This is a genomic window from Enterobacter sp. UPMP2060 (genome assembly GCF_053709655.1).
In genome coordinates this window covers 153,941-177,641 of the sequence record NZ_JBSKJQ010000005.1, presented here as the reverse complement: position 1 = coordinate 177,641, position 23,701 = coordinate 153,941, and the positions used below count along the sequence as shown (strand labels likewise).

Here is a 23,701-nt window from a genome sequence, read left to right as displayed (position 1 = left end):
CCCTCTCCCTGTGGGAGAGGGCCTGGGTGGGGCAAGGTAAAAGCAAAACAGCAACGCAAGTTGCTGTTTTTGGTGTTTTTACCCTCTCCCTGTGGGAGAGGGCTAGGGTGAGGGCATCAGACCGCACCGACCTACCATTCAGCCCACCGCAAATTCCTTATCCAGCCTGCTATAACCCAGCCCGTTGATTTTCTTCACCTTGATCTGCACCGGAATGCGCTCTTTCATCGCCTCAACGTGGCTGATCACGCCGATGGTTTTCCCGGTGGCGTTCAGCGCGTCGAGCGCATCCAGCGCGGTATCCAGCGTTTCACTGTCGAGCGTGCCGAACCCTTCATCCAGGAACAGGGAATCGATCCGCGTCTTATGACTCACCAGATCGGAAAGGGCCAGCGCCAGCGCCAGGCTGACCAGGAAGCTCTCGCCGCCCGAGAGCGTGCGGGTATCGCGAACCGCATCCGCCTGCCAGGTATCGACCACTTCCAGCTCCAGCGCGTCGCTGGCCTTGCGCTGCAGCAGATAGCGGCCGTGCAGACGGTTAAGCTGCTGGTTAGCAAGCCAGACGAGATTGTCCAGCGTTAGCCCCTGCGCGAATTTACGGAACTTGTCGCCGGTGCTGGAGCCGATCAGCGCGTTCAGATAACCCCAGTCGTCCGCCTGGCGCGCGGCCTCTTCAATTTGCTGCATCAACGCCAGCTGGTGCTGACGGTTATCGCTGTCCTGCTTAAGCTGCTGGCGGATCTCGCCCTGATGCGTGGTGTTCTCGCGAAGCCGTTGCGCCAGCTGCTGCAGCTGGCTTTGCAGCGCAGGAGCATCGGCGTTGAGCCCTTCCGGCCGCAGCGCCAGATGAGCCTGCAGCTGCTGGTTAGCCTGGCCGGAAAGGGCTGCGGCCTGCTGTATCTGGCTTTCCAGCGACTGCTTCAGCTGTTCGAGGCGACGAATAGCGTCGTCATCCAGCAGCGCGGCAAGGAACGCGTCCCGATCGGCAAAGCAGCTCGCTGCGAGCGCCGCGGTGAACTGCGTCTGCGACTGCTGCAGGCGCTCTTGCTCCAGCTTTTCCTGCTGCTGCTGCGCGCTGAGCTGGCTTTGTAGCGACACGCATTCATCGTGAACGTCGCGCCAGCCGTCAGGAATGGCCGGTTCGGCCTCTTCGCCGTTCGTTTCCGGAAGCGTGTCGAGCAGCGGCTTCAGCGCGTTTATGCGTTCCAGAAGCACGCCGTGCTGCGTTTGTTTCTCCTGCCACTGCGCGAATTCCGCTTCGCGGGCGTGCAGCCAGGCGGCTTCATTGCCGTCTTCAGGTACGTTAAGCGATAGCGAGAGCAGGGTGATTTCCAGCGCCTGGCGCGCGGCCGTCAGCTGCTGCTGATACTGTCGCTCCAGCACTTCCTGCTCGTTTAGCTGGTTTTGCAGGGTCAGGCGCTGGCTCAACTGATAAAGCTGGCGCTCGTACTGTTCCTGCTCGTTCATCCATGGCGTGATATCTTCCTGAATATTCAACGCGATGTTCAGGGAAGCGCAGACCTCCATCCACTCTTTAGTGAGCGCTTGCTCTTCCTGAGAGAGCGTCTGCGCTTCGTCTGACTCGCGCTGGATCTGCTGCGTCAGGGCATTAACCTGTCCCAGCACCAGCAGGCCTTCCTCTTTAAGCGCGGCGACCTCTTTTTCCAGGGTATCGCGGCGGCGCTGGTTATCCGTCAGCTCAAGCGACTGGTATTGCGCAACGGCGGGATGCTCGCTGGAGCCGCACAGCGGACAGGGTTTGCCTGCCTCAAGCCGGGAACGATAGTTTTCCAGGTCTTTAATCGTCGCTTCGCGTTCGCAGAGGGCTTTAAGATCCAGAAAGTGCTGGTGTTTCTCTTTGTACTGCTGGCGGCGCAGCGTCAGCGTTTCATTGAGTTTATTTTGATCGACCTGGGCCTTCTGCACGCTTTCACCGCTCTGGCGCAGGCGCTTTTGCAGCGGCTGATAGCGGGCATGCAGCGACGTTAGCCGCTGGCGCAGCGTGCGTGACCGGGACTGCTGCTCCATGGCCGCGCTGACCTCATCCGCCGTCAGCGTCAGCGCATTTTCCGGCATCTCAGCCAGCCTGTTGCGTAGTTCACCCATTCGCGCAGCTAGGGAGGCTAACTGCGTTTTGTCGCGGTTAAGCTGTGAGAACTGGGCACGCCAGCCGGCAATCTCCTGCCCCAGCAGGCGATAGCGCTCGTGCTCCACCAGCCACTGCGCCAGCGCCTTCAGTTCGGTCTGAAGCTGCTCATGATTACGCTGGGCGGTATGACGGATCCGCGCGCGCAGTGCGGTTTTGGCTTGTAAGCGAGTATTTACTTCAACAATTCGCTGCTGGGTTTGCGTCAGGCGCGCGGTTTGCTCCTGCTGGTGCGCCCAAAGCGGTCGAAGCTGGGCGGCGGGCAGGGCAAGCTGGAGCTTTGCCAGCTCTGGCGCAGCGTTCGTCAGCGCCTGTTGCGCCTGCTGCTGCATCGCGGCGACGCGCTGTTGCTCAAGCACGAGCTCATCATGGCGCGTAAGCCACTGAAAATCTTTCTGCTGGCTTTGCTGCTGAACCAGCAGGGTTTTCTCTTCATCAGTAAGCGCCTGCAAACTTTGCTGCAACTGCTGCTGTTGCTCTTCGCTCAACAGCACGACGCCCGCCGCCTGCGCCTCGCACTTTTCAAGCACGCTGCGGGCGGCTTTGTGTTTCTCAAACACCATGGCGGAAATCTGTCCGTAGATCTCGGTGCCGGTCAGCTCTTCCAGCAGCTCGGCGCGATCGCTCGGCCTGGCATTAAGGAAGGCGGCAAACTGCCCCTGTGAGAGCAGCATCGAGCGGGTGAAGCGGCCATAGTCCAGCCCGGTGAGCGCGGCGGTTTGCTCCAGCTTATCCGTCACTTTGTCGGCCAGGATTTTGCCATCTTCGCAGCGCGCCAGCTCCACGCGCGGCGCCTGCAGGTTGCCGTCCGGCTGGTTGCGCGCGCGGTTCTGGCTCCAGAATGCGCGATAGGCGGTGCCTTTTACCTCGAACTCCACTTCTGCCAGGCACTCGGCGGTGTCGCGCGTCATCAGGTCGTTTTGCGCCTGAGAGACCTTCTGCAGGCGCGGCGTTTCGTGATAAAGCGCCAGGCAGATGGCGTCGAGCAAGGTGGTTTTACCTGCCCCGGTCGCGCCGGTAATGGCAAACAGACCGTTGCTGGCAAACGGCTCCGCGGTAAAGTCAATTTTCCACTCGCCCTTGAGGGAGTTGAGATTTTTCAGGCGCAGGCTCAAAATTTTCATGCGTTTTCTTCCTCATCATTGAGCGCATGCAGGGTATGGCTGAACAGTTCGCTGAGTCTTGCGCGCTTCGCGTCGTCAATTTCCTCCTGCGAGAGCCTGCGTTCAAACACCTCTTCAACCCGAAGCTCACTGAGCGTTTCACGTTGAGCGCTTAACAGAATTTTCTCGCGCTGCTCGCGGCTGCGGCGTACCAGTAAGACTTCGACGGGTAAATCTTCCGTCAGCGCCTGAATTTTACGCTGCATATCGTGCAGGTAGTCGTCGGTGGTGATTTCGATATCCAGCCAGACGGGCGGGTTAAGCGCTGTTCCGCGCCACTGCTCAAGCTGGGCGGTAATGGCGGCAAGATCGCCCTTTAGCACCGCCAGCGGCTGGGTGACCGGGACCTCCAGCGTCTCGACGGCGTGAAGTTTTCCGTCGGAAAAGCTCACCAGATGGACGGATTTGGCCTTGCCCGTTTCGTCAAAGCTGAGCGAAATTGGCGAGCCGCAGTAGCGGATGTGCTCGCTGCCGCCGACGATCTGCGCCCGGTGAATATGTCCGAGCGCAATGTAGTCGGCTGGCGGGAAGTTCTGCGCCGGAAAGGCATCCAGCGTGCCGATATAGATGTCGCGTACGGCGTCACTTTTACTGGCCCCGACGGTGGTGAGATGCCCGGTCGCAATCACCGGAATCGGCTGGTCGCCGCGCAGGGCGCAGGCATCGGCGTGCTGCTGGTGATAATAGTCGGTGATGGCCTGCAGGAGATGCTGCTGTTTTTCCGCGCCCGACAGTCCCGCCTGACTTTGCACGATGTCCCGCGGACGCAAAAAGGGAATGGGGCACAGCACCGCCCCCGGCGTGCCGTCGCGTTTTTTCAGGATCTGCGGGGCGTGCCCGGCGCTGGCGACGACGGTGGTATTGAGAAATGCCAGGATGTCGCGGGATTCATTGAGCGTCGCGACGGAATCATGGTTACCGGCGACAATCACCAGATGACAGCCGGTTTGCTGCAAATTCACCACGAAGCGGTTGTACAGTTCACGCGCATAGCTGGGGGGCGAGCCGGTATCAAAGATGTCACCCGCCACAATAATCGCGTCCACCTCGTGCGTCCGGGCCGTTTCCAGCAGCCAGTTCAGGAAAGCTTCATGTTCAGCCGCACGGCTTTTGCTGTAAAAATTTTGACCCAGATGCCAGTCCGAGGTGTGAAGTATGCGCATAGCTGATCCGTGGCAAAAAAGAGAAAGCAGGATTATAAACGTTCAGAGACGGGAAAATAACCGCTGTAATAAAACAACGGTTTGCCCGTTATCGTGGTACTGTTTTTCATAAATCTGTCATAAATCTGACGCATAATGGCGCCGAATTACAAACTTGTAACTTAAATAAGATAAGACAGGGCAAAGTATGGCGAGACGTATTCTGGTCGTAGAAGATGAAGCTCCAATTCGTGAAATGGTGTGCTTCGTGCTCGAGCAAAACGGCTTCCAGCCGGTTGAAGCGGAAGATTATGACAGCGCAGTGAACCAGCTGAATGAACCCTGGCCCGATCTGATTCTGCTGGACTGGATGTTGCCCGGCGGCTCCGGACTGCAGTTTATCAAACACCTGAAGCGCGAGGCGCTGACCCGCGACATCCCGGTTGTGATGCTCACGGCGCGCGGAGAAGAAGAGGATCGCGTTCGCGGTCTGGAAACCGGCGCGGACGATTACATTACTAAACCGTTCTCCCCAAAAGAGCTGGTTGCCCGCATTAAAGCCGTGATGCGCCGTATTTCGCCGATGGCGGTGGAAGAGGTGATAGAGATGCAGGGGCTGAGCCTTGACCCCACCTCACACCGCGTCATGACCGGTGAAAATCCCCTCGACATGGGGCCTACCGAATTTAAACTCCTGCACTTCTTTATGACCCACCCGGAACGCGTTTACAGCCGCGAGCAGTTGCTGAATAACGTCTGGGGAACTAACGTGTATGTCGAAGACCGGACGGTTGACGTACATATTCGCCGCCTGCGAAAAGCACTGGAACTGAGCGGCCACGATCGCATGGTGCAGACGGTCCGCGGCACGGGTTATCGTTTTTCTACCCGTTTCTGAACAATGACAGGAGTGTGACGCGTGCTGGAACGTCTGTCATGGAAAAGGCTCGTCTTTGAACTGATCTTATGCTGTATTCCGGCCTTCCTTCTGGGGGCCTTTCTTGGACACCTGCCGTGGTTTCTGCTGGCGTCGGTCACCGGGCTGCTGATCTGGCATTTCTGGAACCTGCTGCGCCTCTCCTGGTGGCTGTGGGTTGACCGAAGTATGACGCCGCCGCCGGGAAGCGGCAGCTGGGAGCCGCTGCTGTACGGACTGCATCAGATGCAGATGCGTAATAAAAAGCGTCGCCGCGAGCTGGGAAGCCTGATTAAGCGTTTTCGCAGCGGTGCAGAGTCGCTGCCGGATGCCGTTATTCTGACGACCGAAGAAGGGACGATCTTCTGGTGTAACGGCCTTGCGCAACAGCTGCTGGGCCTGCGCTGGCCCGATGATAATGGTCAGAATATCCTCAACCTTCTGCGTTATCCCGAATTTACGCTGTATCTGAAAAAGCGTGATTTTACCCGCCCGCACAATCTGAAGCTCAATAATGGTCGCCATCTGGAAATCCGCGTGATGCCCTACAGCGATAAGCAGTGGCTGATGGTGGCGCGCGATGTCACCCAGATGCACCAGCTGGAAGGGGCGCGTCGCAACTTCTTCGCCAACGTCAGTCACGAACTGCGTACCCCGCTGACCGTGCTTCAGGGCTACCTGGAGATGATGCAGGAGCAAACGCTTGAAGGCGCGCCGCGTGAAAAAGCGCTGCACACCATGCGCGAGCAAACGCACCGGATGGAAGGGCTGGTGAAGCAGCTGCTGACGCTCTCGAAGATTGAAGCGGCGCCAACGCTCGCGCTAAATGAGACCATTGATGTCCCGATGATGCTGCGGGTCGTTGAGCGTGAAGCGCAGACGCTAAGCCACAAAAAGCATCACCTGACCTTTGAGGTCGACAATACGCTGAAGGTGCTGGGCAGCGAAGATGAACTGCGGAGCGCCATTTCCAACCTGGTGTATAACGCGGTGAATCATACGCCGGAGGGGACGAATATCGTGGTGCGCTGGCACCATGCCCCAACGGGGGCTGAGTTTAGCGTGGAAGACAACGGGCCGGGGATCGCGCCTGAGCATATTCCGCGTCTGACCGAGCGCTTTTACCGTGTGGATAAAGCGCGATCCCGGCAAACAGGCGGAAGCGGCCTGGGGCTGGCAATTGTGAAACACGCGGTGAATCACCATGAAAGCCGTCTCGATATTCATAGTACGCTGGGTAAAGGAACCCGCTTCAGTTTCGTTATTCCGGAACGATTAATTGCCAAAAAGATCGCCTGACGGCAGGCGTGTCATTTTACCTTTCCACGGGTCAGCGTCTGCTGGCCCGTTTGCTTTGCAGTCAAGCGAAACGCGGATGAATTTTATACGGCTGACTGTTTTTTGTTCGCATGATTAGCCATGGGTTTTTCTTATAAATAGCGTATTATTCTGACGTGTATTTTCATGCTGGCATATTGTTCTGGTTTTACGATCCCACCTTGCCTTTAAACGTTATAAGCGTTTAAATTGCGCCCCAGATACTGTCAGACCGACTGTATTTGCGTGGTAAATCGAAAAACTATTCTTCTCCACGCCAGGACGGGAGCATTTCCCGCTGAAATTGAGCAAATTTTCGGCTGTATCGTCCCGTCAGGGATATCGAAAATCTCAATGTTTTCAACACCACATCCACAGGCAGTAAGGTTTTATGACCCATCACTTAAAATCGCGTGACATCATCGCGCTGGGCTTTATGACATTTGCGCTGTTCGTTGGCGCAGGCAACATCATTTTCCCTCCAATGGTTGGCTTACAGGCGGGTGAACACGTCTGGACCGCCGCGTTTGGTTTCCTGATTACTGCCGTGGGTCTGCCGGTTCTGACCGTCGTCGCGCTGGCGAAAGTCGGCGGCGGTGTGGATAGCCTCAGCACCCCGATTGGCAAAGTGGCGGGCGTTCTGCTGGCAACCGTCTGCTATCTGGCCGTTGGCCCGCTGTTTGCGACCCCGCGTACGGCGACCGTGTCCTTCGAAGTGGGTATTGCTCCCCTGACCGGCGACGGTGCGATGCCGCTGTTTATCTACAGCCTGATCTACTTCGCAATCGTGATTCTGGTTTCCCTCTATCCGGGAAAACTGCTGGATACCGTGGGTAACTTCCTGGCTCCGCTGAAAATTGTGGCGCTGATTGTTCTGGCGGTTGCGGCCATCGTCTGGCCAGCGGGCCCGATTAGCGACGCGATGGACGCCTATAAAAATGCCGCGTTCTCTAACGGCTTTGTGAACGGCTACCTGACGATGGATACGCTGGGCGCGATGGTGTTTGGTATCGTTATCGTTAACGCCGCGCGTTCCCGCGGTGTGACCGAAGCGCGTCTGCTGACCCGCTATACCATCTGGGCTGGCCTGATGGCCGGCGTGGGGTTGACGCTGCTTTATCTGGCGCTGTTCCGTCTGGGCTCCGACAGCGCCATGCTGGTCGATCAGAACGCCAACGGTGCGGCTATCCTGCACGCCTACGTTCAGCACACCTTCGGCGGTGCGGGCAGTATGCTGCTGGCAGCGCTCATCTTCCTTGCCTGTCTGGTGACGGCGGTTGGCCTGACCTGCGCCTGCGCAGAGTTCTTTGCACAGTATCTGCCGCTCTCTTACCGCACCCTGGTGTTTATCCTCGGTATCTTCTCCATGGCGGTGTCCAACCTCGGTCTGAGCCACCTGATTCAGGTCTCTATTCCGGTGCTGACGGCGATTTACCCGCCGTGTATCGTGCTGGTGGTGCTGAGCTTTACTCGCCCGTGGTGGAACAACTCTTCACGAATTATTGCGCCAGCCATGTTTATCAGCCTGATTTTTGGTATCCTTGACGGGATTAAAGCATCAGCTTTCGCGCACATACTGCCGGCATGGACACAGCGTCTGCCGCTGTCCGAGCAGGGTCTGGCCTGGCTGATGCCTACCGTTGTTGCACTGATTCTGGCGATTATCTGGGACCGTGCTGCAGGGCGTCAGGTCGCATCGAACGCTCATTAATCAACGGCAACAAACTGTTTAACCACGGGGCTTAAGGCCCCGTGGTTTTTTGTTTTTTTCGTGTTGAATGGCAAGATTTAAATGGAAAGCACTAACAAACTTAAACGTGGATTGAGCACGCGCCACATCCGCTTTATGGCGCTGGGCTCTGCTATCGGCACCGGTCTTTTTTATGGCTCGGCAGATGCCATCAAAATGGCCGGTCCCAGCGTTCTGCTGGCGTACATCATCGGCGGCGTGGCGGCGTATATCATCATGCGCGCCCTCGGCGAAATGTCGGTTCACAACCCGTCCGCCAGCTCCTTCTCCCGATACGCGCAGGAAAACCTCGGCCCGCTGGCCGGGTTTATCACCGGCTGGACCTACTGCTTTGAAATCCTGATTGTGGCGATTGCCGACGTGACGGCGTTTGGCATCTATATGGGCGTCTGGTTCCCGGCGGTGCCGCACTGGATTTGGGTGCTGAGCGTGGTGCTGATCATTTGCGCCGTCAACCTGATGAGCGTGAAGGTGTTCGGCGAGCTGGAGTTCTGGTTCTCCTTCTTCAAGGTCGCCACCATCATCATCATGATCGTGGCCGGTTTCGGCATCATCATCTGGGGGATCGGCAACGGCGGGCAGCCGACTGGTATTCACAACCTCTGGAGTAACGGTGGCTTCTTCAGTAACGGCTGGCTCGGGATGGTTATGTCGCTGCAGATGGTGATGTTCGCCTACGGCGGCATCGAGATTATCGGTATCACCGCCGGGGAAGCGAAAGATCCGGAGAAATCCATTCCGCGCGCCATCAACTCGGTGCCGATGCGTATTCTGGTGTTCTACGTGGGTACGCTGTTCGTGATTATGTCCATCTACCCGTGGAATCAGGTCGGCACCAACGGTAGCCCGTTTGTTCTGACCTTCCAGCATATGGGAATTGCCTTTGCGGCCAGCATTCTGAACTTTGTGGTGCTCACCGCGTCGCTCTCCGCGATTAACAGTGACGTCTTTGGCGTGGGCCGTATGCTGCACGGCATGGCGGAGCAGGGCAATGCGCCGAAGGTGTTCGCCAAAACCTCACGCCGCGGCACGCCGTGGGTAACCGTTGTGGTGATGACCGTAGCGCTGCTGTTCTCGGTTTACCTGAACTACATCATGCCGGAGAACGTCTTCCTGGTGATCGCATCGCTGGCGACCTTCGCGACGGTGTGGGTGTGGATTATGATCCTGCTGTCGCAGATTGCGTTCCGCCGTCGTCTGTCGCCGGATGAGGCGAAAGCGCTGAAGTTCAAAGTACCGGGCGGCGTTGCGACGACCGTCGTCGGGCTGATCTTCCTGGTGTTTATCATTGCCCTGATTGGCTACCATCCGGATACCCGCATTTCCCTGTACGTGGGCTGCGCGTGGATCGTCCTGCTGCTGGTGGGGTGGGTGTTTAAATGCCGCCGTGACCGTCAGCTGGCGGAAGCGCAGTAATATCCTTTTCCCCTCTCCCCTTGGGAGAGGGAATTTTGCCTCATCCTCCTTTCTCCTCCCCCAATAATCCCGAACGTGATGAGCTATCCTTAACCACCCTGTGGCAAGGTGACGTCAATTTCATCAGAGGGGATTCGTGATGTTAAACGCCTGGCACCTTCCGGTTGCCCCATTTGTTAAGCAAAACAAAGACAACCTTGTGATTACGCTCTGGCTGGCGGGGGAAAATCAGCCTGAACGCGTGACGCTCCGCGCCGAAATAGATAACGAAGAGACCGGCCTGAAAATGCACAAGCTGCGCAGCCAGCCGCAGCCGGGGATCACGGCGTGGCGGGCGAATATCGACCTGAATAGCGGGCAGCCGCGCCGCCGTTACAGCTTTAAGCTTTTGTGGAATAACCGCCAGCTGTGGTTTACCCCGCAGGGGTTTAGCCGTTTCCCGCCCGCACGGCTGGAGCAGTTTGCGGTCGATTACCCGGATAACGGCCCGCAGTGGGTTAACGATCAGGTGTTTTACCAGATTTTCCCGGACCGTTTTGCGCGCAGCGAAAAACGCACCGCCGACCAGGATAAGATCTATCACCACCATGCGGCGGGCCACGACATTATCCTGAAAGCGTGGGACGAGCCGTTAACCGCGCAGGCGGGTGGATCCACTTTTTACGGCGGCGATCTCGACGGCATCAGCGAAAAGCTGCCGTACCTGAAAAAGCTCGGCGTGACGGCGCTGTATCTCAACCCGGTGTTTAAAGCCCCGAGCGTGCATAAATACGATACCGAAGATTATCGCCACGTTGACGCGCAGTTTGGCGGTGACGAGGCGCTGCTGCGCCTGCGCAAGAACACCCAAAACGAAGGCATGCGCCTGATTCTGGACGGCGTGTTCAACCACAGCGGAGATTCCCACGCCTGGTTTGACCGCCATAATCAGTCGATGGGCGGGGCATGTCATAACCCGGACTCGCCGCAGCGCGACTGGTACAGCTTTAACGAGGAGGGCCGCGCGCTGGACTGGCTGGGTTACGCCAGCCTGCCGAAGCTGGATTTCCAGTCGCCAACGCTCGTGAATGAAATCTACGGCGGCGAAGACAGCATCGTCCGTCACTGGCTGAAGGCGCCGTGGAATATGGACGGCTGGCGCCTGGACGTGGTGCATATGCTCGGTGAAGCCGGCGGAGCGCGGAATAACCTTCAGCACGTCGCCGGGATTACGCGCTCGGCGAAAGCGGCCCAGCCGGAGGCGTTCGTTTTTGGCGAACACTTTGGCGACGCGCGCCAGTGGCTGCAGAACGATGCGGAAGATGCGGCGATGAACTATCGCGGCTTTACCTTCCCGCTGTGGGGATTCCTCGCTAACACCGACATCTCCTACGATCCGAATCATATCGACGCTGAAACCTGCATGGCGTGGATGGAGAACTATCGCGCCGGTCTGTCCCATCAGCAGCAGCTGCGGATGTTCAACCAGCTCGATAGTCACGATACCGCCCGCTTTAAATCCCTGCTCGGCAAGGATGTGGCGCGTCTGCCGCTGGCGGTGATCTGGCTCTTCACCTGGCCGGGCGTGCCGTGCATCTATTATGGAGACGAAGTGGGGCTGGACGGCAACAACGATCCGTTCTGCCGTAAAACCTTCCCGTGGGAGCCAGAGAAGCAGGACAAGGTGCTGTTCAGCCTGTATCAGCGGCTGGCGAAGCTGCGTAAGCAGAGTCTTGCCCTGCGCTACGGCGGCTGTCAGGTAGTCTATGCGCACGATAACGTGGTGGTGTTTGCTCGCGTCTACAATCAGCAGCGCGTGCTGGTCGCCGTTAACCGGGGCGAGGCCTGCGAAGTGGTGCTGGATGATTCACCGCTGCTAAAGGTGGCTGCGTGGAAGAATAAAGAGGGCAAGGCGACGATACAGGACGGCGTGCTGGCGCTGCCTGCGGTATCCGCGACGATCTGGTTCGGCAGTTAAGACCTGTTAATGTTTCCACCTTTTAAGATGGCGCAAATGCAACTATTTGTGTCAATCTTAACGGATCGTTTACGGTGAAGGTGGAAACATGGACGAGCTTTACATCCTTGGCTGTTTGTTCCTGGTTTTTGCGCTGGTGGTTGCGCCCGTGCTTGCGGTTATTGGCTTTAATCGAAGTACGGCGGCGCGACAGGAGATCGCCCGGCTACGCCAGCGCATTGAGGCGCTTGAGCAGCGCGGCGCGAATGAAATAGCGCCAGAGCCGGCGCAGGCCACCGCGCCAGTGGCTGTGACCGCGCCGGTGGTTGAGGATGCTTCCGCGCCTGTCGACCCCTGGCGTTCCGATACTCCCGCAGCCGTGGCAGAACCCGCTCCGGCCCCGACGCCTGCGGCAAAACAGCCTTCTGCCTTTGGCGGTATCCTGACGTCGCTGGCGCGCTGGTTTATGCAGGGTAATCCGCTGGCGAAGCTTGGGATCCTGCTGCTTTTCCTCGGTCTTTCATTCCTGTTGCGCTATACCGTTGAACATTCCCTGTTCCCACTTGAGCTGCGCCTCGTGGCAACGGCGCTGTTTGCCATCGTTCTGCTGGCGGTGGGGTGGCGGCTGCGGCATAAGCAGCGTGTCTATGCGCTGATCCTCCAGGGCGGGGCGACCGGCGTGCTCTACCTGACGGTGTTTGGCGCATTCCGGCTCTGGCAAATGCTGCCGATGACGCTGGCCTTTGCGCTTCTGGTGGTGATTTGCGCCGCGAGCGTTGGGCTGGCGGTGCTGCAGAAGGCGCTGAGCCTGGCCATGCTGGCGAGCCTCGGCGGGTATCTTGCGCCGCTGCTGTTGTCCACCGGGGGCGGCAGCTTTGTGGCGCTGTTCTCATTCTATCTCCTGCTTTCCATCGGGATTCTCGCTATCAGCATCTGGCAGCACTGGCGCGAGCTGAACCTGCTCGGGCTGCTGTTTACGTTCGGCGTGGGCGGCCTGTGGGGGCTGAATGACTACCAGCCTGAAGACTATTGGATCTGCCAGCTGTTCCTGATTGCCAATGCGCTGATATTCGGCGTCCTGAGCGTGGCGCTGTCGCTGCGGGCGCAGGAGAAAGGGAAGCAGATTATCGACGGCGTGTTGCTGTTTGCCCCGCCGCTGATCGGTTTCGGGATGCAGTACGGCATGACCCGGCACTGGGAGTATGGACCGGCCCTGAGCGCGCTGGGCTACGGCGCATTTTATCTTACCCTCGCGTTCCTTGCGCTGCGGCGCTATCCCTCCATCGGACGACCGCTGGTCATGGCGGCGCTGGCCATCGGCGGCGGATTTGCCACGCTCGCCATTCCGCTGGCGCTGTCGGCGCGCTGGACGGCGATGGCCTGGGCGCTGGAAGGGCTGGGTATCCTCTGGCTGGGCGTACAGCAGAACCAGCGTCGCATGAGCTATAGCGGGACGGTGCTGCTGGTGCTGGCGCTCGGCAGCGCGCTGTGGGCGCAGACGAACGGCGTTACGTCCCTGAGCCTGCTGCTGATCTTCACCATCCTCAGCCTTTGCTGGCTGGCTGCGGCCTGGCTGTGGCGGACTCTCTTTCTGCCGGTCAGCCGGGCGCTGCTGGCAGGCGGGCTGCTGTTCTGGCTCGTGGCGCTATTGGGCGCGTCACAGCTGGCACTGACGAAGGAATTACCGATTCTGGCGGGCGTGCTGGCGCTGACGGCGGCGTCGGTCTGGGGCTGGCGGCAGGCGGCTGCTCGTCTGACGTGGCGGGAGCTGGATGCCAGCAAATGGCTGCTGTGGCCGGTTATGCTGCTGATGGTGGGTTATCAGCTCTGGCACCAGCAGATCGTTGCCGCCGGCTGGTCAAATCTCGCCTGGTGCGTTGCGCTTCCTGCCGCGCTGATGCTGCTGCGGCGCGACGGTGAAAGACTCCTGCCGCGCATCGCGATGGGGCTGCATTTGTCGCTGTTCTGGATGATTTTGCTGGCGCTGGCCGCGGAGCTTTACTGGTTTGCCCGGTCGCTGCCGTGGGGCATGGCGGCCTGGGGCAGCGGACTGGCGATGGCAGCAGGCGGCGGGGTGATTATGGGACTCTCTGCAGCCGTACGGCGTCGCGGGTGGCCGTTCCGGGAGTGGCCTGCGCTCTACGCCTGCCTGGCACCGATCCCCGTGGTCGTGGCGCTGCTGGTACTGCTGGTGGTGACCAATTTCCAGGACGGCGTGGTCTATCGTCAGACCTGGCTGCCGCTGATAAATCCGCTTGAGGAAGGCGCGGCGTTCGCATTGCTGGGGCTGGTGGTCTTTTATCGGGCGGTGGATCGCTACTACCCGGCGTGGCTCTCGCAGGCCCGCCCGTGGCCTGCCGTCGCGATGATGGCGTTTTCCGGCCCGGCGTTCTGCGACGAGGGACAAACGGAATCGCCCCGGGACTATGCCTTTGGTCTTTCACTGGATACGTCTGTTCCTTCCCAGTGGTATCGGGTGATGCTGCCGCTCGCCGTCTATGAGCAAAGCACGTCGCCGGATCTGCATGATGTCCGCGTCTTTAACCAGTCGGGCGAGGCGGTTCCCTTCAGCCTGGTCAGCGCGACGCGTCCGCAGGTGCCAGCGCAATCCACCGCGCTGCGCCTTTTCCCGCTGGACGCCTCGCCGCTTGCGGCTTCTCGAGGATCCGGTGATAGCGATAAGATCCTGCTTCGTTCCGGAAGCGGCGTTGAGATTGTGCTGGAGGGGCAAAAAGCCGCCGCAGCCGGGCAACATTATCTGCTGACCCTGCCGGAACAGGCGACGGGCGAGATCGCTATATCCCAGCTGCAGCTGCTCTGGAATACCCCGCAGACGCCGTGGCAGGGAACGGCGTCGGTCTATTACAGCGAGGATCTTAAGCGCTGGTATACCCTGCGCGAGGATATGCCATTGCTGGACGTCGTCAGCGGTCAGGATCGTCTTAAGCTCGATCGGATCGATACCGATACGGTTTTATCTCCCGATGCGAATCGCTATCTCATGGTGGTGCTGAATGCGCAGAGCCAGGGGATAACCTTGACCGGCGTAAACGCAATCAGCGCACCTGCGCAGGCAGCCCCCGAAGCGGTCGACCTTGAGGGCGAAGTGGAGCAGCTATCGACAAGCGAAGCGCAGTGGCACTGGGCGCGCCCGCAGCCGCTGAGTGCTGTCAGCATCTCACTGAATGGCGATGGCGTCCTTCCCGTGGAGATCGCGTGGCGGAGTACGGAAAAAGACGCATGGCATCCTCTGAAGAAAGAGGTCCTTTACCGTCTTGAGGGAAAAACGTCACCACCGGTTTCGCTTAACGGGGGGCTGGTGCAGGCCGTGAAAATCACGACGCTGAATGCGCGTCTGCCAGAATACCTGCCGGGCGTCACGGGACATCGCGACCGCTATAACCTGGTGTTCAACGCGCAGGGGAAAGCGCCGTACGTACTCGCCTGGGGCAACGGCGCCGCGAAGCCTGCCAGCGTGGAGCCCGGCATGCTGATCCCGGCCGACCTGCGCAAGACTTATGATATGGCGAACCTGCCGCAGGCCGACATTCTGGATGATGTCGCGTTAGGCGGCGAGGGGCGTCTGACCGCTACCTCTGCGGCCGAGCGGGAGAGCAGGATGAACACGCTGCTGGTATGGGGCGTGCTGATTGCGGGAGTGATTCTGCTGGCGGGCATGGCCTGGCGCATCTGGCGAGAGACGCAGCGTAAGGCATAAAAAAAGGCCCGCATAAGCGGGCCTTTTTCGTAAACCGTGCCGATTACAGGCTGGATACGTTCTCAGACAGGTATTTAGCAACGCCGTCTGGAGACGCGTTCATGCCTTCTTTACCTTTTTCCCACTGAGCCGGGCACACTTCGCCGTGCTCTTCGTGGAACTGCAGCGCGTCAACCATGCGCAGCATTTCGTCGATGTTACGACCCAGCGGCAGATCGTTCACAACCTGGTGACGAACGATGCCGTTTGCGTCGATCAGGAAGGAACCACGCAGCGCAACGCCAGCGTCCGGATGTTCGATACCGTAAGCCTGCTGGATTTCGCGTTTGATGTCCGCAACCATTGCGTATTTCACCGCACCGATGCCGCCTTTGTCGACAGGGGTGTTACGCCATGCGTTGTGTACAAATTCAGAGTCGAAGGAGACGCCAACAACTTCCACGCCACGCTTCTGGAATTCTTCATAACGTTTGTCGAAGGCAATCAGCTCAGACGGGCAAACGAAAGTGAAGTCCATTGGCCAGAAGAACAGAACGGTCGCTTTACCGCTGGTGTGCTGTTTGAAGTTGAAGTTTTCAACGATTTCACCGTTGCCCAGAACTGCTGCAGCTGTAAAATCCGGAGCCGGACGAGTTACCAGAACCATATGATTCTCCTGTAGATACTAAGGTTATTTGGAACGCAACGCGAGCCAGTATAGAGAGTGTTCATGGATAAGACAAAGAGGTGGTGACAATCGTTCCGCCAGCTTTTACCTATCAATGTGAATTCTGTCAGAGCTGTTTGTTTTTCGCCTGCACCATCATCCGCGGGTAAAACTGCCAGAAACGCGCTTCCAGGGCATCGTAATGTTCATCCAGGTCATACCAGGAATCCCGCAGCGCATCCAGTCGCGGTCGGCGGCTCGCCATCCCGTTCAGCACGTTCTGGATGAAATCCATCTCGCGATAGCGCTCCAGCCAGCGTTCCGACCATAAATAGTTATTCAGATTCACAAAGCGCGGCGGCGAGTCGGGCAGAATGATCGACACCTGCTGGTGGGCATAGCGCACAAACGCCGGCAAGGGCATCTCCGGCGACAGCTGTTCCCAGTGGCGCGACAGAAAGTGATCCCACATCACGTCGAGCGTGATCGGCGCAACGCGGCGCGTTTCAGGGCGAAACCACGCTTTGGCTTCCGTCACTTCCGGCAGCTTATCAGTCAGCACGTCGATGCGGCGGTGCATGAAAATCCCGTCGACAACCTCCGGGGAATAGTCCTCAGCGGGGTTGCCGCGTACGAAATCGGCCAGCAAATTGCCGGACAGGGAGCTGTCAGCGAGGTGAGCGAGATGCAGGTGAGCGAGAAAATTCATGCGTTTTATTTGTCCGAGGGCGGCTAGTTGTTGCAGCAAAAGGGTGTGAGCACTAGACTATGCCGCCTGTTTTTAAGTCACGAGTATACGTCATGCGCGTCGCCGATTTCTCCTTTGAACTACCTGAATCCCTGATTGCTCACTATCCCATGCCTGAGCGCAGCAGCTGTCGCTTACTGTCACTGGATGGGCCAACGGGCGAGCTGACGCACGGTACTTTCACCGATTTGCTCGACAAGCTCAACCCTGGCGATCTGCTGGTCTTTAATAATACCCGCGTGATCCCGGCGCGCCTGTTTGGCCGTAAAGCCAGCGGCGGCAAGATTGAAGTGCTGGTCGAACGTATGCTCGATGATAAACGTATTCTGGCACATATTCGCGCGTCTAAGGCGCCGAAGCCGGGCGCTGAACTGCTGCTGGGCGATGATGAGAGCATCAAAGCGACCATGACCGCGCGCCACGATGCGCTGTTTGAAGTGGCGTTCGACGACGAGCGTACGGTGCTCGATATCCTGAACGCCATCGGCCACATGCCGCTGCCGCCGTATATTGAGCGTCCGGACGAAGAGGCCGACCGCGAGCTGTACCAGACCGTCTACAGCCAGAAGCCTGGCGCCGTCGCTGCGCCGACCGCGGGCCTGCATTTTGATGAGCCGCTGCTGGAGAAACTGCGCGCGAAGGGCGTGGAGATGGCGTTCGTGACGCTGCACGTCGGCGCGGGAACCTTCCAGCCGGTGCGCGTGGACAGCATTGAAGATCACATCATGCACTCTGAGTATGCCGAAGTGCCTCAGGATGTGGTGGACGCGGTGCTGGCGGCGAAAGCGCGCGGTAGCCGCGTCGTGGCGGTCGGTACAACGTCCGTGCGCTCACTCGAGAGCGCCGCGCAGGCGGCGAAGCGCAATCTTATCGAGCCGTTCTTTGGCGACACACAGATCTTTATCTATCCGGGCTATCAGTACAAAGTGATTGACGCGCTGGTGACCAACTTCCATCTGCCTGAATCAACGCTGATTATGCTGGTGTCGGCATTTGCCGGTTATCAGAACACGATGGCGGCCTACAAGTCTGCGGTAGAACAAAAATATCGCTTTTTTAGCTACGGGGACGCGATGTTTATCACGTACAATCCGCTGGCTTTGAATGAGCGTGTCGGGGAATAAGTCCGCGGCACCGTTTTACAACGTTGGACTGTTTTTCTGACGTCGGAGAAAAAATGAAATTTGAACTCGATACCACCGATGGCCGCGCGCGTCGCGGTCGCCTGGTGTTTGATCGCGGCGTGGTGGAAACCCCCGCGTTTATGCCTGTGGGCACGTACGGCACCGTAAAAGGGATGACGCCGGAAGAAGTAGAAGCCACTGGCGCGCAGATTATCCTCGGCAACACCTTCCACCTGTGGCTGCGTCCGGGTCAGGAGATCATGAAGCTCCACGGCGACCTGCACGATTTCATGCAGTGGAAAGGCCCAATCCTGACCGACTCCGGCGGCTTCCAGGTCTTCAGCCTGGGCGATATCCGCAAGATCACCGAGCAGGGCGTACACTTCCGTAACCCGATCAACGGCGATCCGATTTTCCTCGATCCCGAAAAATCGATGGAGATTCAGTACGATCTCGGCTCTGACATCGTGATGATCTTCGACGAATGTACGCCGTATCCGGCCGACTGGGATTACGCAAAACGCTCCATGGAGATGTCTCTGCGCTGGGCGAAGCGTAGCCGTGACCGTTTTGACTCCCTGCAGAACAAAAATGCGCTGTTCGGCATTATCCAGGGCAGCGTTTACGAAGATTTACGCGATATCTCTGTTAAAGGTCTGGTAGAGATAGGTTTTGATGGCTACGCTGTCGGCGGTTTGGCTGTGGGTGAGCCGAAGGAAGACATGCACCGCATTCTGGAGCATGTCTGCCCGCAAATCCCGGCGGATAAACCACGATACCTGATGGGCGTGGGTAAACCAGAAGATCTGGTTGAAGGCGTACGCCGCGGCATTGATATGTTCGACTGCGTCATGCCAACCCGCAACGCGCGTAACGGCCATTTGTTCGTTACCGATGGCGTGGTGAAAATCCGTAACGCGAAGCATAAGAGTGACACCAGCCCGCTCGATTCCGAGTGCGATTGCTATACCTGTCGCAATTATTCTCGCGCGTATCTGCATCATCTCGATCGTTGCAACGAGATTTTGGGCGCGCGTCTCAATACCATTCATAATCTTCGTTATTATCAGCGCTTAATGGCTGGTTTACGTAAGGCTATCGAAGAGGGTAAATTAGAGAGCTTCGTGACCGATTTCTACCAACGTCAGGGGCGGGATGTTCCACCGTTGAACGTTGATTAATTTTAATAATGAGGGAATTTGAATGAGCTTTTTTATTTCTGATGCGGTAGCGGCAACAGGTGCTCCAGCGCAGGGCAGCCCGATGTCTCTGATTCTGATGCTGGTTGTGTTCGGTCTGATCTTCTACTTCATGATCCTGCGTCCACAGCAGAAGCGCACCAAAGAGCACAAAAACCTGATGAACTCCATTGCGAAAGGCGATGAAGTACTGACTAACGGTGGTCTGGTGGGTCGCGTAACCAAAGTGGCTGAAAACGGCTACATTGCTATCGCCCTGAACGACACCACTGAAGTGGTCATCAAACGTGACTTCGTAGCTGCCGTTCTGCCGAAAGGCACCATGAAGGCGCTGTAATCCCAACTTTTCCCAAAGGGAACTGCCGTGTTAAACCGTTATCCTTTGTGGAAGTACATCATGCTGGTCGTCGTGATTCTCGTCGGCCTGCTGTACGCGCTTCCCAACCTGTATGGTGAGGATCCGGCTGTTCAAATCACTGGCGCGCGCGGTGTCGCCGCCAGTGAGCAAACGCTGATCCAGGTCCAGAAAACGTTACAAGAAGAAAAAATTACCGCTAAGTCTGTGGCTCTGGAAGAGGGTGCAATTCTTGCTCGCTTCGACACCACCGACACGCAGCTCCGCGCTCGCGAAGCGCTGATGGGCGTGCTGGGTGACAAATACGTCGTGGCGCTTAACCTTGCCCCTGCAACCCCGCGTTGGCTGGCTGCGATGAAAGCAGAGCCAATGAAACTCGGTCTTGACCTGCGTGGCGGCGTTCACTTCCTGATGGAAGTGGATATGGATACCGCGCTTGGCAAGCTGCAGGAACAGAATATCGACAGCCTGCGCAGCGATCTGCGTGATAAAGGCATCGCTTACACCACCGTGCGTAAAGAAGATAACTACGGCATGAGCATCACGTTCCGCGACAGCGCGGCGCGCGATCAGGCTGTAGATTACCTGACCCAACGTCACCGTGACCTGGTGATCACCTCTCAGGGCAGCAACCAGCTGCGCGCGGTGATGACCGATGCGCGTCTGAAAGAAGCGCGTGAATATGCCGTTCAGCAGAACATCAACATTCTGCGTAACCGTGTAAACCAGCTGGGCGTGGCTGAGCCGCTGGTACAGCGTCAGGGGGCTGACCGTATCGTGGTTGAACTGCCGGGTATCCAGGATACCGCGCGTGCGAAAGAGATTCTGGGTGCGACCGCAACCCTGGAATTCCGTCTGGTGAACTCCAACGTCGATCAGTCCGCTGCCGCCGCAGGGCGTATTCCGGGTGACTCCGAAGTGAAACAGACCCGCGAAGGTCAGCCAGTTGTGCTGTACAAACGCGTGATTCTGACCGGTGACCATATCACCGACTCCACCTCGAGCCAGGACGAATACAACCAGCCGCAGGTTAACATCTCGCTGGATAGCGCGGGTGGTAACATCATGTCTAACTTCACCAAGGACAACATCGGCAAACCGATGGCGACCCTGTTCGTGGAGTACAAAGACAGCGGTAAGAAAGATGCAAACGGTCGTGCGGTGCTGGTGAAAGAGGAAGAGGTGATTAACATCGCCAACATCCAGTCTCGTCTGGGTAACAGCTTCCGTATTACCGGTATCAACAACCCGAACGAAGCGCGTCAGCTTTCTCTGCTGCTGCGTGCCGGTGCGCTGATTGCGCCAATTCAGATTGTTGAAGAACGTACCATTGGTCCAACTCTGGGTATGCAAAACATCCAGCAGGGTCTGGAAGCGTGTCTGGCCGGTCTGGTGGTCTCAATCCTCTTCATGATCTTCTTCTATAAGAAGTTTGGTCTGATTGCGACCTCCGCGCTGATCGCCAACCTGGTGCTGATCATCGGCATTATGTCCCTGCTGCCGGGGGCGACGCTGACCATGCCGGGCATTGCGGGTATCGTTCTTACCCTTGCGGTGGCGGTCGACGCCAACGTACTGATTAACGAACGTATCAAAGAAGAGTTGAGCAACGGTCGCTCTGTTCAGCAGGCGATTGACGAAGGCTATAAAGGCGCGTTCAGCTCCATCTTCGATGCGAACGTAACAACACTGATTAAGGTTCTTATCCTGTATGCAGTGGGTACTGGCGCGATCAAAGGCTTTGCGATTACAACCGGTATCGGTGTCGCAACGTCAATGTTTACCGCTATTGTCGGCACCCGTGCCATCGTGAACCTGCTGTACGGCGGCAAGCGCGTCAAAAAGCTGTCTATCTGAGGAGTGCGTTGTGGCACAGGAATATACTGTTGAACAATTGAACCACGGCCGTAAAGTCTGGGACTTTATGCGCTGGGACTACTGGGCCTTCGGCATTTCAGGTTTCCTGCTGATTCTGTCCATCGGCATTATGAGCGTGAAAGGCTTTAACTGGGGTCTGGATTTCACCGGCGGTACGGTCATCGAGATCTCCCTGGAAAAACCGGTCGATATGGACCAGATGCGCGAATCGCTGCAGAAAGCGGGCTTTGAAGAGCCGCTGCTGCAGAACTTCGGCAGCAGCCGCGACATCATGGTGCGTATGCCGCCGGTGCACGATGCCAACGGCAGCCAGGAGCTGGGCAGTAAGGTTGTTAGCGTGATTAACGAAACAACCAGCCAGAACGCGGCGGTCAAGCGTATTGAGTTCGTCGGCCCAAGCGTGGGTGCTGACCTGGCGCAGACCGGTGCGATGGCGCTGCTGGTAGCGCTGATCTCCATCCTGGTGTACGTCGGTTTCCGCTTTGAGTGGCGACTGGCGGCCGGTGTGGTTATCGCTCTGGCGCACGACGTGGTGATCACCATGGGCATACTGTCGTTGTTCCACATTGAGATTGACCTGACGATTGTGGCATCCCTGATGTCCGTTATCGGTTACTCACTGAACGACAGTATCGTGGTATCTGACCGTATCCGTGAAAACTTCCGTAAGATCCGTCGCGGTACGCCGTACGAAATCTTTAACGTGTCGTTGACCCAGACGCTGCACCGTACCTTGATCACATCCGGTACCACTTTGATGGTGATCCTGATGCTGTTCCTCTTCGGTGGTCCGGTACTGGAAGGCTTCTCGCTGACCATGCTGATCGGTGTCACCATCGGTACGGCGTCGTCTATCTACGTCGCATCCGCTCTGGCACTGAAACTCGGCATGAAGCGCGAGCACCTGCTCCAGCAGAAAGTCGAGAAAGAAGGGGCGGATCAGCCGTCCATTCTGCCGTAAGGCGACGTTTAGCGCGTTATCGAAATCCCGGTCTGTTGACCGGGATTTTTTTTATCTGCTCCTGACAAACACTCCTGACAGTATGCTGTCAGGAGGCCTGTCGTAGACTCCTTCTGAACCCAAACAACAGGCAGGAGGATGTATGAAAAGCGTCATTAACTGGTTTGAAATTCCGGTCGCGGATATGGATCGCGCCATCAAATTTTATGAGCCGGTGATGCAGCTCGCGCTGCGTCGCGAGAAAATGGACTGTGCGGAGCTGGCCGTTTTCCCGCATGAGGATCCGTATACCGGCGGGGCGCTGGCAAAATTTGACGGCGTTACACCGTCTTTGCAGGGCGCTATTATCTACCTGCATACTGACAATCTGGCGGCCACGCTCGATCGCATCGCCTCTGCGGGCGGCGAGTGCGTGTTTGGCCCGCTGGAACTGCCGCATGGCATTGGCACTATCGCATTGTTTACCGACAGCGAGGGTAACCGCGTCGGCCTCCATCAACCTGCCTGAGAGCGGAATAAGATATGACCCGACGCGCTGACCGTTTGTTTCAGATTGTGCAGATCCTGCGGGGCAGGCGTCTGACAACGGCAGCGCATCTGGCGGACCGGCTTGGCGTGTCCGAGCGCACGGTCTACCGCGATATCCGCGATCTGTCGCTTTCCGGCGTGCCGGTGGAAGGTGAGGCGGGGAGCGGATATCGGCTGATGTCGGGTTTTGACCTGCCGCCGCTGATGCTGACAAATAAGGAGTCAGAGGCGCTGATCGTCGCGATTCGCCTGCTCAAAACCTGGGGAGGGGAATCGCTTTCGCGCGAGCTGGAGTCGGCTCAGGAGAAGGTGCTGGCTATCCTGCCCGAGGAAAGTCGTCGAAAGGCGGAGCAGACGCGGATCTACGCCCCGGATTTTTGCATGCAAAGCCACTCCCGCAGCGATTTTGACAGGATCCATCAGGCGATTTCCGCCCAGCGCGTGCTGGCGCTGCATTACCGTGATGAAGCCGGACAGCTCTCAAAGCGCGAGGTTCAGCCGCTGGGCTTGTTCTTCTGGGGGGAGCGCTGGCTGCTGGCGGCGTGGTGCGAACGGCGCGACGACTATCGCTGTTTCCGGCTCGACCGCTGTCTCAATATTGTGCAGACGGAGAGGCGGTTTAGCGAGAGTGCGGACAGGTCTCTGGCGGATTTTTTGCGGAAGGTTAAGCAGTAAAAAGCCAGCGCTTGAGCTGGCTTTTTTTGCCCGGCGGCGCTGCGCTTGCACGGGCCTACCGGTTATGTAGGCCGGGTAAGGCG

The 23,701-nt window shown here is 58.0% G+C and carries 17 protein-coding genes and 1 pseudogene; 14 read left to right on the top strand and 4 right to left on the bottom strand.

Features of this window, described 5'->3' with window-relative positions; translation table 11 throughout:
- Positions 1 to 138 precede the first annotated feature (138 nt).
- Positions 139 to 3,270, bottom strand: a complete 3,132-nt coding sequence (gene sbcC / locus ACWKXN_RS13155; protein WP_454543888.1) for an exonuclease subunit SbcC — start codon at positions 3,268 to 3,270, stop codon at positions 139 to 141.
- Positions 3,267 to 4,472 (bottom strand): exonuclease subunit SbcD, encoded by a 1,206-nt coding sequence (gene sbcD, locus ACWKXN_RS13150; RefSeq protein ID WP_048978953.1) that lies wholly within the window; start codon positions 4,470 to 4,472, stop codon positions 3,267 to 3,269. The genes sbcC and sbcD overlap by 4 nt, the downstream gene beginning before the upstream one ends.
- A 187-nt stretch (positions 4,473 to 4,659) precedes the next feature.
- Here sbcD and phoB point away from each other — a divergent pair, with 187 nt between their 5' ends.
- From phoB to ACWKXN_RS13115, 7 genes and pseudogenes are all read left to right on the top strand, one after another.
- A complete protein-coding gene (phoB, locus tag ACWKXN_RS13145) occupies positions 4,660 to 5,349 on the top strand; it encodes a phosphate response regulator transcription factor PhoB (RefSeq protein ID WP_008503265.1) in 690 nt (229 codons plus the stop codon).
- Between the two features lie 21 nt (positions 5,350 to 5,370).
- Positions 5,371 to 6,666 (top strand): phosphate regulon sensor histidine kinase PhoR, encoded by a 1,296-nt coding sequence (phoR, locus tag ACWKXN_RS13140; RefSeq protein ID WP_454543887.1) that lies wholly within the window; start codon positions 5,371 to 5,373, stop codon positions 6,664 to 6,666.
- Positions 6,667 to 7,075: 409 nt separating this feature from the next.
- Positions 7,076 to 8,395, top strand: coding sequence for a branched-chain amino acid transporter carrier protein BrnQ (brnQ, locus tag ACWKXN_RS13135; protein ID WP_182931576.1), 1,320 nt, complete (start codon positions 7,076 to 7,078; stop codon positions 8,393 to 8,395).
- A gap of 81 nt (positions 8,396 to 8,476) precedes the next feature.
- On the top strand, positions 8,477 to 9,850 hold the full coding sequence (gene proY, locus ACWKXN_RS13130) for a proline-specific permease ProY (RefSeq protein ID WP_454543886.1): 1,374 nt from the start codon (positions 8,477 to 8,479) through the stop codon (positions 9,848 to 9,850).
- Between the two features lie 139 nt (positions 9,851 to 9,989).
- Positions 9,990 to 11,807, top strand: a complete 1,818-nt coding sequence (gene malZ / locus ACWKXN_RS13125; protein WP_454543885.1) for a maltodextrin glucosidase — start codon at positions 9,990 to 9,992, stop codon at positions 11,805 to 11,807.
- Positions 11,808 to 11,895: 88 nt separating this feature from the next.
- Positions 11,896 to 13,440, top strand: a pseudogene (locus ACWKXN_RS13120) (DUF2339 domain-containing protein); the annotation flags it as partial.
- Between the two features lie 147 nt (positions 13,441 to 13,587).
- Positions 13,588 to 15,504 (top strand): DUF3999 family protein, encoded by a 1,917-nt coding sequence (locus ACWKXN_RS13115; protein WP_454543909.1) that lies wholly within the window; start codon positions 13,588 to 13,590, stop codon positions 15,502 to 15,504.
- A 43-nt stretch (positions 15,505 to 15,547) separates the two neighbouring features.
- On the opposite strand, the gene ACWKXN_RS13110 is transcribed toward ACWKXN_RS13115, so the two are convergent.
- Together ACWKXN_RS13110 and acpH are read right to left on the bottom strand one after the other, a co-directional pair.
- A complete protein-coding gene (locus ACWKXN_RS13110) occupies positions 15,548 to 16,150 on the bottom strand; it encodes a peroxiredoxin C (protein ID WP_045887918.1) in 603 nt (200 codons plus the stop codon).
- 127 nt (positions 16,151 to 16,277) lie between these two features.
- Positions 16,278 to 16,859: an ACP phosphodiesterase gene (gene acpH / locus ACWKXN_RS13105; RefSeq protein ID WP_029741678.1), complete on the bottom strand. Its 582-nt coding sequence runs from the start codon at positions 16,857 to 16,859 to the stop codon at positions 16,278 to 16,280.
- Between the two features lie 92 nt (positions 16,860 to 16,951).
- On the opposite strand from acpH, the gene queA reads away from it, so the two are divergent.
- The 7 genes from queA to ACWKXN_RS13070 all read left to right on the top strand — a co-directional run bounded on the left by queA (position 16,952) and on the right by ACWKXN_RS13070 (position 23,618).
- Positions 16,952 to 18,022 carry a tRNA preQ1(34) S-adenosylmethionine ribosyltransferase-isomerase QueA gene (gene queA, locus ACWKXN_RS13100; protein ID WP_039263914.1) on the top strand — a complete coding sequence of 357 codons (1,071 nt, stop codon included), beginning with the start codon at positions 16,952 to 16,954 and terminating at the stop codon, positions 18,020 to 18,022.
- Positions 18,023 to 18,075: 53 nt separating this feature from the next.
- A complete protein-coding gene (gene tgt, locus ACWKXN_RS13095) occupies positions 18,076 to 19,203 on the top strand; it encodes a tRNA guanosine(34) transglycosylase Tgt (RefSeq protein ID WP_003859110.1) in 1,128 nt (375 codons plus the stop codon).
- A 22-nt stretch (positions 19,204 to 19,225) separates the two neighbouring features.
- The gene (yajC, locus tag ACWKXN_RS13090; protein ID WP_003859109.1) at positions 19,226 to 19,558 is read left to right on the top strand and encodes a preprotein translocase subunit YajC; all 333 of its coding nucleotides are present in this window, start codon (positions 19,226 to 19,228) and stop codon (positions 19,556 to 19,558) included.
- Positions 19,559 to 19,585: 27 nt separating this feature from the next.
- Positions 19,586 to 21,433 (top strand): protein translocase subunit SecD, encoded by a 1,848-nt coding sequence (gene secD, locus ACWKXN_RS13085; protein ID WP_071884810.1) that lies wholly within the window; start codon positions 19,586 to 19,588, stop codon positions 21,431 to 21,433.
- Between the two features lie 10 nt (positions 21,434 to 21,443).
- Positions 21,444 to 22,415 carry a protein translocase subunit SecF gene (gene secF, locus ACWKXN_RS13080; protein ID WP_033144760.1) on the top strand — a complete coding sequence of 324 codons (972 nt, stop codon included), beginning with the start codon at positions 21,444 to 21,446 and terminating at the stop codon, positions 22,413 to 22,415.
- Between the two features lie 142 nt (positions 22,416 to 22,557).
- Positions 22,558 to 22,923 (top strand): VOC family protein, encoded by a 366-nt coding sequence (locus ACWKXN_RS13075; protein ID WP_033144761.1) that lies wholly within the window; start codon positions 22,558 to 22,560, stop codon positions 22,921 to 22,923.
- A gap of 14 nt (positions 22,924 to 22,937) precedes the next feature.
- The gene (locus tag ACWKXN_RS13070) at positions 22,938 to 23,618 is read left to right on the top strand and encodes a helix-turn-helix transcriptional regulator (protein WP_039263922.1); all 681 of its coding nucleotides are present in this window, start codon (positions 22,938 to 22,940) and stop codon (positions 23,616 to 23,618) included.
- Positions 23,619 to 23,701 lie beyond the last annotated feature (83 nt).